Below are 15,987 nucleotides of genomic sequence, written 5' to 3'. Positions count from 1 at the left end.
CATGTGGGAAGACCTCGGGCCGCAGCTGTGGCCGGCTTTCTGGGTGACCATCAAGCTCACCTTCTGGTCCGCGATCGGTGCCACCATCTGGGGCACGATCCTCGCGGGCATGCGCGTCTCGCCGGTCCCGGCGATGCGGGTGTTCGGTACCTGGTACGTCAACATCATCCGCAACACTCCGCTGACGTTGATCATCCTGTTCCTGTCGCTCGGCCTCTACCAGAACATGGCGCTCGCACTGGTTCCGGACGGGCCCGACTTCACCGAGAACAACAACTTCTGGCTGGCGGTGATCGGCTTCATCGCCTATACGGCCACCTTCGTCTGCGAGACCCTGCGCTCCGGCTTCAACACCGTGCCGCTGGGCCAGGCCGAGGCGGCCCGCTCGCTGGGTCTGTCGTTCATGCAGGTCTTCCAGCTCATCGTGCTGCCGCAGGCCGGCCGTGCGGTGATCGCGCCGATGGGCAGCGTGCTCATCGCGCTCACGAAGAACACCACGATCGCGTCGATCATCGGCGTCGGTGAGGCCGCACTGCTGATGAAGGAACAACTCGAGTTGCACAGCGATCAGTTGGTCCTGATCTTCGTGATCTTCGCGGCCTGCTTCATGGTGATCACTCTGTTCGAGGGAGCCGTCTTCGGCTACTTCGCCAAGCGTCTGGCGGTGAAGCGATGAGCACGAAGTCCACGTCGACCGTTCTCTACGACGCGCCGGGCCCCAAGGCCCGGGTGCGCAACAACATCATCGCGGTGGTCTTCATCGTGGTGCTGGTGGCCCTGTTCGCGTGGGTGATCACGACCTTCGCGGCGAACGGCCAGTTCGATCAGGAGAAGCTCGAGCCCTTCGTCGACACGAACTACTGGGGCACGTACATCCTCCCCGGCCTGTGGGGCACCTTCAAGGCCGCTCTGGCGTCGATCATCCTCGCGATGATCATGGGCGCCTTCCTCGGCATCGGCCGGCTCTCCGACCACCGGTCGGTGCGCTGGGCGACGGGTGCGATCGTGGAGTTCTTCCGCGCGATCCCGGTGCTGATCCTGATCTACTTCCTGTACATCGTCTTCGGCGTGTACAAGGTGTTCACCTCGGACTACATCGCGTTCTTCGCGGTGGTCTTCGGTCTCACCCTGTACAACGGCTCGGTGATCGCGGAGATCCTTCGGTCGGGCATCAACTCGCTGCCGCAGGGCCAGTTCGAGGCGGCGAAGGCGCTGGGGCTGCGCAAGACCCAGACGATGCGCCTGATCCTGCTGCCGCAGGCCGTCGCCGCCATGCTGCCGGCGCTGATCTCGCAGATGGTCATCGCGCTCAAGGACAGCGCGCTGGGCTACCAGATCGGCTACATCGAGGTCGTGAAGTCCGGCATCCAGGCGGGCAACGAATGGGGCAACGTGATCCCGTCGCTGATCGTGGTGGCGATCATCATGATCCTCATCAACTTCGGGCTCTCGGCGCTGGCGTCGAACATCGAGAAGAACCTGCGCGAGGGTCGCAAGAAGAAGTTGATCCTCGATCCACCGCACGCGCTTCCCGAACCCGGGCTCATGTCGAAGGAGGTCATGGAGACCACCCATCCGGACCCGAAGCACAAGGATCTGCGGCAGGACTACGGCGACTGACCGCCGTGCCCTCCAGACCCCGCGCGAGCGCGGCCGTAGCACTGGTGACGGTGCTCATGGCCGCGCTCTGCGCGTGTTCGGGACCCTCCCCGCGGAGCCTGTTGCGGTCCATCGACGACGGTGCCGTCATCCTCGGCGTGAAGGCCGACCAGCCGGGCCTCGGCCTACGCGGCGCCGGCGGAGACTACGCGGGCTTCGACATCGACATCGCCCGCTACGTCGTTCGGACGGTGGCCGCCTCCCGCGGGAAGCCCGAGCCGAGGATCACGTGGCGCGAGAGCCCGACCCCGCAGCGCGAACGGCTCATCGACAACGGCGAGGTGGACGCGATCGTCGCCTCGTACTCGATCGACGCCGCCCGGGCCGCCGCGGTGACCTTCGCGGGGCCGTACCTGACGACCCGGCAGGGACTGCTCGTGCGCGGGGACGAGTCGGCCGTAGGCACCGTCTCGGATCTGGGGCGCGACCGCACGCTCTGCGCGGTGACGGGGTCGACGTCGGCCCGGACCGTCGCCGCGCTGCTTCCCGGCGTCCGATTGATCGAGTACGACAGCTACTCCGCCTGTGCGGACGCTCTGGCACGCCGCGCCGTCGACGCGTTCACCACCGACGAGGTGATCCTCGCGGGCTTCGCCGCCCAACGCCCGAACGCCTTCCGCCTGGTCGACATGCTCGTACCGAGGGATACCTGCGTCGACGGCCGGCTGCGTACCGCCGGCGCGCCCTTGTCCGTCGAACGCTACGGCGTGGGGCTCGCCCACGGTGACGACGCCGCCCGCGACGCGGTCAACGCCGCGCTGCGCTCGATGCTCGCCTCCGGTGAGTGGGAGCGTGCCCTGCGACGCGCCGTCGGGGATGAGGAGGCCGGCCGGACCGTGGAGCGGGACGGCGGCCCGGACCGGCTGGTGGACGGTATAGGAGACCTCGGCTTCCTCGCCGCGACGAGCGCGCCGTGCGCAGCCCGCTGATCGTCACAGGTACGGGCTGGTGAGCAGTTCGATTCCGTGCCCCGCGGGATCGCGGAGGTAGAAGCCGCGGCCGCCGTGCCCGTGGTTGATGCGGCCCGGCTCCTTCCAGAACGGGTCGGCGGCGTGGTCGACCCCGCGCGCTGTCACGAGTGCGTACGCGCGGTCGAAGTGATCGTCGTCGAGGAGAAAGGCGTAGTGCTGCGGCTGGATGTCGATCGGCGGCGACGCGATCTGCAACAGGACACCGTCCTCGATCTCGAGGTTGGTGAACGGTCCCCAGGACTCGGCGGGGCGCGCCTCGAGGTAGTCGCGGTAGAACGCGGCGGATTCGTCGCTGTCCGTGGCGAAGATGATGGTGTGGTTGAAACGTGCGGGCATGGGAATCTCTTTCGGGTTCGGAATCGGGATTGTGGGTCACCTGATTCCGAACGGCGGAGAGCGCGCCGTCAACCGTTCGCCGGATCACCCGTCCGTGCGTGGCCCGTGGCCGTTCCGGCAGTCATGGCAGTAGACGCTACCCGGCGCCGCTCCCGCGTGCCAGACCGTGGAGCGACGGGTGGACGCACAGCGAAGCCCCCGGAGGGATCTCCGAGGGCTTCACTTCGCAGGGGATCTCTCCCGTGGATCGTGTGCACATCCGTCGTACTACCGGCCTGCGCGGCTATTCCTGCTGCGCGTCCGCCTTCTCGCGGATCGCGTCGAGCACGACCGACAACGCCAGCGACGGGTGGTAGCCACGGCGCCCGAGCATTCCGACCAGCCTCTGCGTGAGCTTGTCCCGCTCCATCCGGTCCTCCGGCACCTCGACGCGAGCGAGCTTGCGCTCCACCAGTTCCACGGCCCGTTCCCGTTCGTCCTCGCGACTGACGGTATCGAGCGCTGCGGACGCCTCCTCGTCACCGACGCCCTTGGTGCGCAGCTCCTGCGCCAGGGCCCTTCGGCCGCGGCCGGAGAACTGGTGGCGGGACTGCACCCAGCGCTGCGCGAACGCGGCGTCGTCGATCAGCCCGGCTGCGACGAACTTGTCGAGCATCCGCTCGGTGAGTTCTTCGTCGAATCCGCGGCGGGCGAGCTTGTTGCGCAGCTCCGCCCGCGAGTGGTCCCGCATCCCGAGGGCGCGGTAGATCAGGTCCCGGGCCAGCGCCTCGCGCTTGACCGGGTCCTGTTCGGCCTGCTGCCGATCGCCGCTCGCGTCGCCGTCATCGCGCGGACGGCGCCCACGGCGCCGGCCCCGCGAGACGATCTCGTCGTCGGCGTAGTCCATGGCGACCTAGAAGTCGACGGGCGCGGGAGCGATCTCGTCGGCCTCGACGGTGATGTCGGCACCCACACCCAGCTTCTCCTTGATCCGCTTCTCGATCTCGTCGCGGACGTCCGGGTTCTCGACCAGGAACTTGCGGGCGTTCTCCTTGCCCTGCCCCAGCTGATCGCCGTCGTAGGTGTACCAGGAGCCGGACTTGCGGATGAAGCCCTCGTTGACGCCCATGTCGATGATGGAGCCCTCGCGGCTGATGCCCTGGCCGTAGATGATGTCGAACTCGGCCTGCTTGAACGGCGGCGAGACCTTGTTCTTGACGACCTTGACGCGGGTGCGGTTACCCACGGCGTCCGTACCGTCCTTGAGGGTCTCGATCCGGCGCACGTCCAGGCGCACCGAGGCGTAGAACTTCAGCGCCTTACCGCCCGTGGTGGTCTCGGGCGAGCCGAACATGACGCCGATCTTCTCGCGCAGCTGGTTGATGAAAATGGCGGTGGTGCCCGAGTTGTTCAGGGCGCCGGTCATCTTGCGGAGCGCCTGGCTCATGAGGCGGGCCTGCAGGCCGACGTGGCTGTCGCCCATCTCGCCCTCGATCTCGGCCTTGGGCACCAGGGCCGCCACCGAGTCGATCACGATGATGTCGAGCGCGCCGGAGCGGATCAGCATGTCCGCGATCTCCAGCGCCTGCTCACCCGTATCGGGCTGCGAGACGAGCAGGGCGTCGGTATCGACACCCAGCTTCGCGGCGTAGTCGGGGTCGAGCGCGTGCTCCGCGTCGATGAAGGCCGCGATGCCGCCGTTGGCCTGCGCCTCCGCGACCGCGTGCAGGGCGACCGTGGTCTTACCCGAGGACTCCGGGCCGTAGACCTCGATGACGCGGCCGCGCGGGAGGCCGCCGATGCCGAGCGCCACGTCCAGCGCGATGGATCCGGTGGGGATCACCGCGATGGGCTGGCGCACCTCGTCTCCGAGGCGCATGACGGAGCCCTTGCCGTAGCTCTTGTCGATCTGGGCGAGCGCCAGCTCGAGGGCCTTATCGCGATCCGCGGGTGCAGGTGCCATGGGACTCTCCGTCCTTCGGGCCGAGGCTGGGAAGTGCCGCGGCGCTGGGTTCTACTGTTGCTACGGACGCTAGAGGGACCCTCTGACAAGTTTCGCATCCGCATCGGGCGCGCTCTCGCCGGCTCACTTTCACGTCGAACACCGACGACTATAGGCGAACCTGCGTTCGAAGCAAGCATCGAACGCGCGACACGCCGCACATCGATCGGACGACGCCGTACCGTCGGGACGAAATCACCTCCGAGCTGCTCTTCCCCCGCTCCGCGCGAAGCGTGCGGGTGTCGTCCCGACCATCGACTTGAAGTGCCGGTTGAGGTGCGACTGGTCGTGGAACCCCGCCTCCACCGACACGTCCGCCGGAGCGCCGCCGGCCAGCAGCATCCGGCGCGCGAGCTCGACCCGCCGGCCGATGAGATACCGATGCGGCGGGAGTCCGAACTCCTTCGAGAACTCCCTGACCAGGTGCGTCGGGTCCACGTGGAGCGCACGTCCGGCCGCCTCCAAGGTCATGCCCTCCCTGACACTGCCGTCGAGCAGATCCCGGAGGGCATGCGCGAGGGACCGATTCCGCGGCGCCCGCGCCGGCTCTGGATTTCGGTCCAGGTGCCACTGCAACCGTTCGACGATCAGGGCGAGCCGGCTCTCCGCTTCGAACTCCTCGCCCTGCGCGGCGAGCGCTCGGTTGAGCTGGTCGACGCGCCGCCGAAGCGGACCGTCCAGAAGCGTCGGCGTACCGACGGCGCGACCGATCCCGGTGAGCATCCGCGACTCCAGGTAGATCACGCGCTTGTCGAAACCGCCCGCCGTGAGGCTGTGGCCGTCGTGCGCGACGTGAGGCGGCAGCAGCGTCACCGACCGCGTCGACGAATCGCACCGCTCGCCGTCGAGCTCGTACCCGATGCGCCCCCGATCCACGGTGAGCAACGTCCACACCTCGTGCGTGTGCATCGGATAGGCGTGCTCCTCGAAATGCGCCCGGAACACTTCGGCGACTCCTTCGACGCGGGGACGCCAGGCTACGGTCGACTCCGCGGACATTCATCAAGTATGTACAAGAATCCGGAGCCGCGCGATGACGATCCTGGGTGCATGACCGAGACGATTCGATTCGACACCAAGATCGCGGTGCTGCTCCGCGACGATCTGGCCGGCTGGCAGCGCCTCAACACCACAGCATTCCTCGTCAGCGGGATCGCCGCCACTGTCCCGGAGATCGTCGGCGCCCCCTACGCCGACGCCGACGGTGTCGCGTACCTCCCCATGTTCCGTCAGCCCGTCCTCGTCTTCGAGGGCGATGCCGAGACCCTCCGCACCGCGCACACGCGAGCGCTGGGGCGAGGTCTGGTCATTTCCATCTTCACGCGGGATCTCTTCTCGACAGGCAACGACAGGGACAACCGCGCCGCGGTCGAGGCGGTCGGCACCGACGAACTGGATCTCGTCGGGATCGGTGTCCACGGGCCGAAGAACGCTGTCGACCGGATCACGAAGGGCGCGCGAATGCATCCCTGACGCCGTACCCGGAAACGACGGTGACCGCCCCTCGAAGCGAGGGACGGTCACCGTCGAACACGAGGGACGGAGGGCTACCAGCCCAGCTTCTCCAGCTGCGCCTGGACGGCGGCGCGGTACTTCTCCACGTTGCCCGTCTTGATCGACTCGTAGCCGCGGACCATGTCGGGCAGCTCGGCGAGCGCGACGACCTGATCCCGCTGCGCCTCGGTCACGCGGCCGCCCTCGGCGGCGGCGATCATGAGGCCCACGAGCGCGCGGTACTCGGCGATGAGCGTGCGCTCCATGCGGCGCATCTCGGTCATGCCGAAGACGTCGAGCTTGGTGCCGCGCAGACGCTTCATCTTCGCCAGCGTCTTCATCCCCGGGTTCACCCACTCGCCCAGCGCGAGCTTGTTCTTCAGGCCCATCTCGCGCAGCGTCGGCGGGTGCAGGCGGATCGCCTTCTTGGCGTCGGCACCGAACTCGTCGGCGACCTGCGCCGCGAAGCCGGCGTCCTGCGAGAGCCGGGCCACCTCGTACTCGTCCTTGTAGGCCATCAGCTTGTGCAGATTGTGTGCGACGGCCGCGGTGAGATCCTCCGAACCCCAGTCCTTCTCGGCGCGGAAGACGCGGGCGACGTCGGCGACGTACCGCTCGGCGTACGCCTTGTCCTGGTACGCGACCAGCTCATCGACGCGGAGGCCCACCTGGCGCAGCAGCTCCTCCGAGCCACCGTCGAGCACCGAGACGAGCCCCTGCGCGAAGACGCTCACGGGGGCCGGCGCCGGGATCGGGTGCAGCGCGTCGATCGCGGCCTTCACGCCCGCCGGGTCCGAGACCGACTGGCGGCCGCGGCGGAAGGCCTGCAGGTTCTTCTCGACGGCCACGCCGTTGAGCTCGATGGCCCGCTCGAGCGACTCCGAGCTGATCGGCAGGGCACCGGTCTGGAACGCGGCGCCCACCATGAACAGGTTGGCGTACTGCTCGTCACCGAAGAGCTGCAGCGTCAGGTCGCCCGGATCGAGGTAGACGGTGCGCAGCGACGCCCGATCGATGGCCTCGTGGATGCTCCGCGCATCCGGGTAGCCGACCGACGTGTCGATCACCATCTGCCCGGTGGGCACCTCGGTGGTCGAGACGATCGACGTGGTGCGCTCCGGCGAGGCGACCTTGAGGTTCGCCGGGTCGACGCCGACGAGGCTGTCGCAGGACAGGTACACGTCGCAGTCGCCGGAGGCGACCTTCGCGGCCTGATCGACGTACGTCGCGGAGACCTTGATGTCCGAGACGACGGCGCCACCCTTCTGGGCCATGCCGGTCATGTCGACGGTGCGCGCCGAGTGACCGTCGAGCACCGTGGCGGTCGCCATGATCTGCGAGACCGTGACCACGCCCGTGCCGCCGATGCCGGTGACGCGGATCGCCATGCCGTCCGCCTCGCGGCGGGCCTTCTTCGGCTGCGGGATCGACTCGGCGGTGATGTCGGGCACCGACTTGCGGACCCTGCCGACCTCGCCGGGGGTGACCGTCACGAACGACGGGCAGTCGCCCTTGAGGCAGGAGAAGTCGAGGTTGCAGGAGCTCTGGTCGATGCGGGTCTTGCGTCCGAACTCGGTCTCCACCGGGTGCACCGAGAGGCAGTTGCTCTTCTGGCCGCAGTCGCCGCAGCCCTCGCAGATGCGCTCGTTGATGACCACGCGCTGGTTCGGCGTCGGGTACTTGCCGCGCTTGCGCTTGCGCCGCTTCTCCGCGGCGCAGTGCTGGTCGTGCACGAGGACGGTGACGCCGGCGACCTCGGCCAGCTCCCGCTGCACGTCGAGCGTGTCGGCGCGGTCGCGGACCTCGACGCCCTTCGGCAGGCCGAGGGACTTGGTGCGCTTGGGATCGTCGGAGGTGACGACGACCTTGGTGACGCGCTCCGCCAGCAGCAGGGTGCAGATCTGCGGGAGCGTCATCTCGCCGACCGGGTCCTGGCCGCCCGTCATGGCGACGGTGCCGTTGAACAGCAGCTTGTAGGTGATCCGCTCGCCCGAGGCCACGGACTGGCGCAGCGCCAGCGAACCCGAGTGCATGAACGTGCCGTCACCGATGTTCTGCACGAAGTGCTTCTCGGTGACGAAGGGGGCCATGCCGACCCACTGCGCGCCCTCGCCGCCCATCTGACTCACGCCGGTGATGTCGCCGACCTGCTGCGGGTCCATGAGCAGCACCATGGCGTGGCAGCCGATGCCGGCGCCGACGAGCGTGTCGTCGGCGACCTTGGTCGACGTGTTGTGCGGGCAGCCCGAGCAGAAGTACGGGCTGCGCGCCGCGAGCGGCAGCTCGATGCGGGTCCGCACCTGGGCCTTGCGGTCCAGCCAGTCCTTCGCGGCGGGCACCTTGTGCACGCGCGCCAGGCGCTGGGCGAGGCCACGGGAGACGGAGTCGACGTCCAGCTCGCCGAAGCGGGAGAACAGCGTGGAGCCGTCCTCGTTGGCCTTGCCGACGATGTTCGGCGCGACGGGGTGGCGGAAGAGGATGTCGCGCATCATCGTCTCGAGGAAGTCGCGCTTCTCCTCGACGACGATCACCTCGTCGAGCCCGTCGATGAACTCGTGCAGGATCTGCCGCTCGAACGGATAGACCATGCCCATCTTGAGGATGCGGATGCCGAGGCGGTTGAGATCATCGTCCTCGATGCCGATGAGCCGCAACGACTCGCGCACGTCGAGGTAGGTCTTCCCGGCGCAGACGATGCCGATCCGATCGTCGCTGGAGCGCACGGTGATCCGGTTGAGCCGGTTGATCCGGGCGTACTCGGTGGCGCGCGGCATCCGGACGGTGAGCTGGTTCTGCTCGAGCTCCATGAGCTTCGCGCCTAGCAGCTGGCCGGACGGGACGTGCGGGCTGGTGCCGAGGTCGCCGTAGACGGGCAGGATGCGATCGGGGTGCACGTCGGCGGTCGACGAGCCGTCCGCCACGTGGGCGGAGATCTTCAGCGAGGTCCACAGCCCCGACACACGCGACATGATCGCGGCGTGCACGCCGAGGTCGAGGATGTCCTGCGAATCGGCAGGGTAGAGGATCGGCATGTAGAGGTCGGCCAGCGCCATCTCCGAGGCGCAGGGCACCGTCGAGCTCTTGGCGCCCGGGTCGTCGCCGACGAGGGCGACGGCGCCGCCGGTCGGGTGGGTGCCGATCATGTTGGCGTGCCGCAGCGCGTCCGTCGCACGGTCGAGCCCCGGGGCCTTCCCGTACCAGTAGCCGGTCACTCCGGCGAGGCCGCGATCGAGGTGGCCGACCTGCGCGGCGATCTGCGAACCCATGACCGACGTGGCGGCCAGCTCCTCGTTGAGGCCGGGGCGGTGCACGGTGTCGAAGTCCTTGAGGTACTTCGTGCGCTTGGCGATCTCCAGGTCGTAGCCCGCGAGCGGCGAACCCTCGTAGCCGGAGATGAACGAGCCCGTCTTGAGATTCTGGCGGCGATCGAGCCGTGCCCGGTCCCGCACCATGCGGACCAGGGCCTGGATGCCCGTGAGGTAGATCGTGCCCTCTTCGCGCGTGTACCGATCGTCCAGCGAGAAGGATTCGACCGAGGCGGACTGCCCACCCCGGGGATCGGCGTCGTGCCGGCCCGCCTGCGTGGCGTCGGCGCCGCCGGGGAGCTTCTCGATCGGCGAATTGGCGTCAAGGGTCACTGAAACCACCGTGCTTTCTCTCGTTGTGCCTGGGTCCAGGGGTGGCGGAACCAGGCACGGGCTGTGTCGGTGGTCACAGCATAGCCGCTGGGACGGCGTATTTCACAGCCGTCTCGGGCGACGCGCCGCGCGCCGACCGGAGCCGCCGCGCCGGGCCGATACCCTGACTGATCGTGAACCTCCGAATCGCCCGGATCGCCGCCGTCGTCGCCGGCCTGATCGGCCTGGTGCTCGCGATCGCGACGCCCCTGCTGCCGATCAAGCAGACCGCGGTCACGATCGACTGGCCGCAGTCCGGATCGCTCGCGCCGGTCACCGCGCCGCTGACGATGTACAAGCCCCTGGAGGTGGACGCGACCATCCCCTGCGCGGTCGCGGCGGCGGCACCGTCGGACAAGCAGACGGTGCTGGCGGCCACGACGCCCCCGCCGGCCGGCGACCGGGCCCGGACCGCCGGGCTGTACGTCACCGTGGACGGCGAGGCGCTCACGGTCCGCTCCCGGGGCGCGCTGGTGCACACCGTGCCCCGCGCCGACCTGGGCCGGTGCGGCGAGCTGCGGATCACGATCGACGCCGATCACGCCTTCGCCGCGGCCACCGGCATCTCGGGGCAGGGCGACGTCCGCGGCGACCTGCGGCCGCAGGTCGTGGGCGTCTTCTCCGATCTCCCGGCCGACCTGCAGGGTCCGACGCCGACGGTGACGATCGACGTCGATTCGCGGTACACCTCGTCGCCGTCAATGCTCAAGGGGATCGCGATCCTCGTGGGCGTGGCCTGCGTCGTCGTCTCGCTGCTGGCGCTGGCCCTGCTCGACCGCGCCGACGGCCGGCGCCGCAGCGGCCTGCTCCCCCGCCGCTGGCTGCACGTGCGCCTCGCCGACGTCGCGGTCATCGGCAGCCTCCTGGCCTGGCACATCGTCGGGGCGCCGACGTCGGACGACGGCTACATCCTGGGCATGATCAAGGCCGCGCCGCACTCCGGCTACATGCCCGAGGTCTTCCGGTACTACGACGCGCCCTACGCCCCGTTCGGCATGCCCTTCTACGTCGTCTCCTGGATGGCAGATCTCAGTGTGTCGAGTCCCTGGCTGCGCCTGCCGGCGCTGCTCTCGGGCATCCTCGCCTGGTTCCTGCTCTCCCGGGAGGTGCTGCCCCGGCTCGGGCTGAGCAAGCGACGCGCGCCCGGGGACTACTCGCGGGCGCTGTGGGCGATGGCGGCCGTCTTCACCCTCTTCTGGCTGACCTACAACCCCGGCCTGCGCCCGGAGCCGATCGTCGCGGTCGGCACCGTCGTGACGTGGTGCCTGGTCGAACGCAGCATCGCGACCCGGCGCCTCGCGCCCGCCGGCGTGGGCCTGGTCGTCGCCGGGCTCACCGTCTCCGCGGCCCCCACGGGCAGCTTCGCGTTCGTCGTCTTCCTCGTCGCGGCGGCGCCGCTGTGGAAGGCCGTGGTCGCGCACGTGAAGGCCAACGGCTACGCCGCGACACTGCTGACGCTCGCGGCCGCCGGGGCGTCGGTGCTCTTCCTCGTCTTCGCCGATCACGGACTCGTCGAGATGCTGCAGTCGACCAAGCTCCTCGGCGACGTCGGGCCGAGCGAGCCCTGGCACCGCGAGATCATCCGCTACGAGGCCCTGTTCCAGCAGAACCCCAACGGTTCCGTCGCCCGACGGTACGCGATGCTCGCCCTGTTCCTCGGGTCCGCGATCGTCGCGACGCTGCTGCTGTGGCGACGGCGGATCCCCGGCATCGCCACCGGACCGGCGCGCCGCGTGGTCGCCGCGATCGGCGTCTCGCTGCTGGTCATGGCCTTCAACCCGACCAAGTGGACCCACCACTTCGGTGCCTTCGCGACGCTCGGCGCGATGGTCGCGGCGATCGCGGTCGTCGCCGTCGGGCCGCGCACCATCCGTCGCCCGCAGTTCCGGCTGCTCGCCCTTGCCTCGGTCGCGGGCTGCGCGACCCTGGCCTTCGAGACCACCAACGGCTGGTTCTACCCGGGCAACTTCGGCATCCCGTGGGGCGGCGCGGAGCCGACCGTCGCGGGCGTCAAGATCGCGACGGTCTTCGGCGCGCTCACGGTGCTGCTGCTGGCCGCGGCGCTCGTGGTGCACGTGACCGGCTGGTCGCCACGGGTGCCCGAGATCGCTGGGCGTCTGCCCGGCTTCGCAACGCCGATCACCTTGGTCGCGACGCTGATCATCGCGATGATCGGCGCCACCAACGTCGCGTCGATCATGATTCAGCGGCCCGCGTATTCGTACGGGCAGCAGAACCTGCGCTCGCTCGCCGGCCAGCCCTGCGGCATGGCCGACGAGGTCCTCGTCGAGCGCGACGCCACCGCCGGTGTCCTCGCGCCGCTCGGCACCGCGCCCGATCCGCTGGTCGGCGAACTGAATGCGAACTTCACGCCCAACGGCATCGCCGGCAGCCTCAGCTCGAGCTCGCGCGGCGCCGCCGACCTGGTGCGCACCGGCGACGCCGACAACACCCCGTCGAACACGGGCGGCACTGGCGGCGGCACCCTCGACGCGCCCGGTGTGAACGGCTCCACCGCGGCCCTGCCCTTCGGGCTCGACCCGGCGCGCGTGCCGGTGATCGGCAGCCGGCAGACGGGTCCGCAGCACTCCGCGCGCGCGATCTCCAGCTGGTACGCGCTGCCCGCGGGCGGGATCGACCGGCTCCTGACGATCAGCGTCGCCGGCCGGTTCGGCCCCGGAGACCTGCAGCTCGAGTTCGGCTCCGGCACCGGTGCGATCACCCCGAACGGGGCGGTCACGCCGATCGACATCGGCCCGGCGCCCGCCTGGCGCAACCTCCGCGTCCCGGCCGAGACCGTCCCCGCCGGCGCGACCGCCGTCCGCGTTCGCGCGACGATCACGGCACCGTCGGAGAACACCTGGGTGGCGTACACGCCGCCGCGTGCACCGAAGCTCGAGACGCTGCAGGAACTGCTCGGCGACGACCCCACGCTCGTCGACTGGGGCGCCGGGATCGGGTTCCCGTGCCAGCGGCAGTGGCGTGAGAACGGCGGCGTCGCGGAGCAGCCGCAGTGGCGGATCCTGCCCGAGCGGGACCTCGCGGCCGCGGCCACCACGACGTGGCAGGGCGGCGACGCCGGCGGCCCGCTCGGCTGGGCGCTGCTGCTCGCCAAGGCGCAGACGGTACCGACCTACCTGAACCACGACTGGGGCCGGGAGTGGGGTGCGCTCGAGCGGTACGTGCCCTACGTCGACGCGCCCGCGGCGCAGCTGGGCCGGACGGAACTCACGCGCTCCGGCCTGTGGTCCCCGGGCCCGACGCCGCAGGAGTAGCGCCCGCGGCCCCGGCTACCAGCGGGACCGTGGTACGTCGAACTCGGAACACAGAGCCCGCCACACGTCCCTTGGATCCACACCGGATTCGATGGCCTGGTCGCCGGTGACGCCGTAGTCGGCGAGCCGGTGATCGCGCATCAGGGTATCGCCACGCAGGGTGCCGAACTCGGCGTAGAGCAGTTCGCGGAAGTCGGTGAGGCGCACCGCACCAGGTTACCGATATGCCTCGCACACGAGCACCGGGTCCGCGACGCGGTGCGCGCTCGCGGCGGCGCTCCGTGCAGCGCGGGCGTACGCGGGCTCGTCGAGGACGCGCCGCACGCCCGCGCGGATCGCCTCTGCGGTCGCGGGGCGCACGAGTACGCCGCTCCCCTGTCGCGCGACGCGGTTCGCGAGCTCCCACTGGTCGCCGCCGCCGGGCACGACGACGACGGGCTTGCCGGCCGTGAGCGCTTTGGTGAGCATTCCGTGCCCGCCGCCGCAGATGACCGCGTCGGCGCGGGCGACGAGGTCGTCCTGACGGCCGAAGCCGCTGGCGACCCAGGGCTCGTCGAACGCGGGCGGGTTGAGTCCGCTCACCGCGAGCCGCGCGCCCTCGCCCCGCAGGCCGTCGACGGCGATCTCGGCGAGGTTCTGCTCCCCCGTGGCTGCGGTCGACGGTGCGACCATCACGAGCGGGCCGGCGCCGTCGGGAACGGGGCACGGCTCGTCCGTCGGTTCCAGGGTCAGGGGCCCGACGAGGTGTGTGCGCGCCGGCCAATCCGGCCTGGGCACCTCCAGAGCGGGAATGGTGGCGACGAGCCGGCCTGCCGGGCCGCCGTCGTGGGACGGGAGTCCGATGCCGACGCGCGCCTGCGCGCGCTGACGGCGGCCGTTGCGGATGTCGCGGGCGGTGAAGGCGCGGAGCACCGCGTCGCGGAGCAGCTCACGGGGAGTCTGCGCGGGGGCGAGGCCCGATCCGAGAGGTGGGAGGCCCTTGGAAGGGCGGTAGAGGGGGTGCGGGCTGAGTTCCAGCCAGGGCAGGCCGAGGAGGTCGGCGGCCATACCGCCGCCGGGTGTGAGGATGTCTGCGACCACGAGGTCCGCACGGAAGTCCTCGATACCGGGCAGAACGCAGGTGGCGATGTACGCGGCGCGGCCGTGGATCTTGGATCCGGCGTCGGCGTCGTCGTCGCCGGGTCGGGCGGCCAGGCCGGGGAGCTCGCGGGTGTCGACGCCGTACCGGGTGCCGACGTCGCGCCACTGTCGTCCGGTGAAGACGACGGACTCGTGACCGGCACCGTTGAGGCGGAGAGCGAGCGCGAGGCCGGGCAGTGCATGCCCGGCCTCGGATCCCGCGACGATCGCTACGCGCACCCGCACTCCTTCGCAGAGCCGTCGGCACGCCCCGCGGTGGGGCGCACGCGGGAGGAACCCCGCTAGAACGTGCTCGGAGTCTTCTTCCCCGAGCTCAGCCACTTGACCACCGTGACGATACCGATGATCACCAGCGCGATGATCGCGAGCGGGAACAGCGACTTGATGATCGCCGAGGCCACCATCAGTACGAGCCAGATGGCGACGATGGCGCCGAGGATCTTCCAGAACATTGCGGTGCACCTTTCGGGGAGTTTTCGATGACTTCTTCGTTCTCCATACTGCCCCTGCGAGAGCGCGGAAGTCACGCTCTGAGCTGCGGTTTCAGGGAGATTTGGGGGTTAACCCCGAGAGCGGATCACCAGCGGTGGGGATCCGGCACGGGCGGCAGCGCGGCGATGCCGTAGGCCCAGGCGCGCAGCCGCTCGGCGGTCTCCTGCAGGCGGGGCGTCGCGTAGCTGAGCTCGTCGAACCGGGCGGGCGAGCCGAGGGACCGGCGCGCAGCGGCCACCGTCGTGGCGGCCGACCGGACCATCTCGCGGTAGGCGTCGACGCCCTCGTCCAGGCTCGCCAGGCCCTCGTCGAAGGTCTCGCGCAGGTACGCGGCGGAACTCCCGCCGCCGGCCACGACGCGCTCCAGGTCGGCGAGTTGCTCGGCGTAGGCGACGATCGCGTCGGCCGAGGTCTCGGCGTCGTCGTCGAGCTCGCTCAGCGCATCGGCAGGAAGCGCGCCGGAGCGCGTGAGCACCGCCATGAGCGCCAGGAACTCCTGCTCGGCGTCGGCGAGGGCGCGGACGGGGCCGTGGAGCGCCGAGGACCGGCCGGGGACGGCGCGTCGGGCGTAGGTGCGGGGCGGCGGCGGGGTGCGCCGCAGCCGGCGCAGCTTCCGCACGGCGTAGCCGGCCGGTACGGCGACGAGCGCGGTGACGGCGGTGGCGGTGCCGCCGACGACGGGCGCGGCCGCCGCGAATCCGCCGACGGCGACGACCGCGGAGGTGGAGGTGGTGGCGGCCCAGCTGTTCACGGTGTACCGGGCCTGTTTGATCGAACGCTGATGCGCCGCCTTCGGATCCTTCCGGCGGGCGGCCTTGTCGCGCGCCTCATCGGCGGCGCGGGCGGCGGTCTCCATGGCGGTGGACGCCGCGGTGATCGCGGAGGCGGCCATACGACCAGCGGAGGCCGCCACCGCCGAGAAGTCGGTGCGGTAGCGGCCTCGCTGGTCGGTCATGGTTCCT

General features: G+C 70.1%; 14 protein-coding genes. 5 read left to right on the top strand and 9 right to left on the bottom strand.

Features of this window, described 5'->3' with window-relative positions:
* Position 1 precedes the first annotated feature (1 nt).
* The 3 genes from FK530_RS11145 to FK530_RS11135 are packed head-to-tail and all read left to right on the top strand — an operon-like array spanning position 2 to position 2,588.
* Complete coding sequence (locus FK530_RS11145) at positions 2-676, top strand: amino acid ABC transporter permease (RefSeq protein ID WP_146487287.1); 675 nt, start codon at positions 2-4, stop codon at positions 674-676.
* Positions 673-1,620, top strand: coding sequence for an amino acid ABC transporter permease (locus FK530_RS11140; RefSeq protein WP_146487090.1), 948 nt, complete (start codon positions 673-675; stop codon positions 1,618-1,620). Before FK530_RS11145 ends, FK530_RS11140 begins: the two co-directional genes overlap by 4 nt.
* A gap of 5 nt (positions 1,621-1,625) precedes the next feature.
* Positions 1,626-2,588, top strand: coding sequence for a transporter substrate-binding domain-containing protein (locus FK530_RS11135; RefSeq protein WP_146487089.1), 963 nt, complete (start codon positions 1,626-1,628; stop codon positions 2,586-2,588).
* A gap of 3 nt (positions 2,589-2,591) precedes the next feature.
* Here FK530_RS11135 and FK530_RS11130 read toward each other — a convergent pair whose 3' ends face one another.
* The 4 genes from FK530_RS11130 to FK530_RS11115 form a co-directional block, all read right to left on the bottom strand.
* The gene (locus FK530_RS11130) at positions 2,592-2,966 is read right to left on the bottom strand and encodes a VOC family protein (protein WP_146487088.1); all 375 of its coding nucleotides are present in this window, start codon (positions 2,964-2,966) and stop codon (positions 2,592-2,594) included.
* A gap of 283 nt (positions 2,967-3,249) precedes the next feature.
* A complete protein-coding gene (locus tag FK530_RS11125) occupies positions 3,250-3,852 on the bottom strand; it encodes a regulatory protein RecX (protein WP_146487087.1) in 603 nt (200 codons plus the stop codon).
* Between the two features lie 6 nt (positions 3,853-3,858).
* Positions 3,859-4,908, bottom strand: a complete 1,050-nt coding sequence (gene recA / locus FK530_RS11120) for a recombinase RecA (protein ID WP_146487086.1) — start codon at positions 4,906-4,908, stop codon at positions 3,859-3,861.
* A gap of 234 nt (positions 4,909-5,142) precedes the next feature.
* Positions 5,143-5,892: a helix-turn-helix transcriptional regulator gene (locus tag FK530_RS11115; RefSeq protein ID WP_231706590.1), complete on the bottom strand. Its 750-nt coding sequence runs from the start codon at positions 5,890-5,892 to the stop codon at positions 5,143-5,145.
* Between the two features lie 105 nt (positions 5,893-5,997).
* On the opposite strand from FK530_RS11115, the gene FK530_RS11110 reads away from it, so the two are divergent.
* Positions 5,998-6,420, top strand: a complete 423-nt coding sequence (locus FK530_RS11110; RefSeq protein WP_223120347.1) for a DUF2000 domain-containing protein — start codon at positions 5,998-6,000, stop codon at positions 6,418-6,420.
* A gap of 74 nt (positions 6,421-6,494) precedes the next feature.
* On the opposite strand, the gene FK530_RS11105 is transcribed toward FK530_RS11110, so the two are convergent.
* A complete protein-coding gene (locus FK530_RS11105; protein ID WP_146487083.1) occupies positions 6,495-10,079 on the bottom strand; it encodes an indolepyruvate ferredoxin oxidoreductase family protein in 3,585 nt (1,194 codons plus the stop codon).
* 173 nt (positions 10,080-10,252) lie between these two features.
* Here FK530_RS11105 and FK530_RS11100 point away from each other — a divergent pair, with 173 nt between their 5' ends.
* Positions 10,253-13,393 carry an arabinosyltransferase domain-containing protein gene (locus FK530_RS11100; RefSeq protein ID WP_231706589.1) on the top strand — a complete coding sequence of 1,047 codons (3,141 nt, stop codon included), beginning with the start codon at positions 10,253-10,255 and terminating at the stop codon, positions 13,391-13,393.
* A 15-nt stretch (positions 13,394-13,408) separates the two neighbouring features.
* Here FK530_RS11100 and FK530_RS11095 read toward each other — a convergent pair whose 3' ends face one another.
* From FK530_RS11095 to pspM, 4 genes are all read right to left on the bottom strand, one after another.
* On the bottom strand, positions 13,409-13,600 hold the full coding sequence (locus tag FK530_RS11095) for a DUF3046 domain-containing protein (protein ID WP_146487081.1): 192 nt from the start codon (positions 13,598-13,600) through the stop codon (positions 13,409-13,411).
* Positions 13,601-13,609: 9 nt separating this feature from the next.
* Complete coding sequence (locus tag FK530_RS11090; RefSeq protein WP_146487080.1) at positions 13,610-14,752, bottom strand: glycosyltransferase; 1,143 nt, start codon at positions 14,750-14,752, stop codon at positions 13,610-13,612.
* A 62-nt stretch (positions 14,753-14,814) separates the two neighbouring features.
* Complete coding sequence (locus FK530_RS26270; RefSeq protein WP_166443282.1) at positions 14,815-14,985, bottom strand: hypothetical protein; 171 nt, start codon at positions 14,983-14,985, stop codon at positions 14,815-14,817.
* Positions 14,986-15,110: 125 nt separating this feature from the next.
* A complete protein-coding gene (gene pspM, locus FK530_RS11085) occupies positions 15,111-15,980 on the bottom strand; it encodes a phage shock envelope stress response protein PspM (protein WP_146487079.1) in 870 nt (289 codons plus the stop codon).
* Positions 15,981-15,987 lie beyond the last annotated feature (7 nt).

Origin of the sequence: Tsukamurella conjunctivitidis (assembly GCF_007858475.1) — a bacterium.
In the GTDB taxonomy this organism is placed as follows: Bacteria; Actinomycetota; Actinomycetes; order Mycobacteriales; family Mycobacteriaceae; genus Tsukamurella; species Tsukamurella conjunctivitidis.
The sequence above is the reverse complement of the archived record's forward strand: the minus strand, read 5'-3'. Positions and strand labels throughout refer to the sequence as shown.

Coding starts and splice junctions, on each gene's coding strand:
- FK530_RS11145 (WP_146487287.1), top strand. CDS start 2: ATGTGGGAAGACCTCGGGCCGCAGCTGTGGCCGGCTTTCTGGGTGACC.
- FK530_RS11140 (WP_146487090.1), top strand. CDS start 673: ATGAGCACGAAGTCCACGTCGACCGTTCTCTACGACGCGCCGGGCCCC.
- FK530_RS11130 (WP_146487088.1), bottom strand. CDS start 2,966: ATGCCCGCACGTTTCAACCACACCATCATCTTCGCCACGGACAGCGAC.
- FK530_RS11125 (WP_146487087.1), bottom strand. CDS start 3,852: ATGGACTACGCCGACGACGAGATCGTCTCGCGGGGCCGGCGCCGTGGG.
- recA (WP_146487086.1), bottom strand. CDS start 4,908: ATGGCACCTGCACCCGCGGATCGCGATAAGGCCCTCGAGCTGGCGCTC.
- FK530_RS11110 (WP_223120347.1), top strand. CDS start 5,998: ATGACCGAGACGATTCGATTCGACACCAAGATCGCGGTGCTGCTCCGC.
- FK530_RS26270 (WP_166443282.1), bottom strand. CDS start 14,985: ATGTTCTGGAAGATCCTCGGCGCCATCGTCGCCATCTGGCTCGTACTG.
- pspM (WP_146487079.1), bottom strand. CDS start 15,980: ATGACCGACCAGCGAGGCCGCTACCGCACCGACTTCTCGGCGGTGGCG.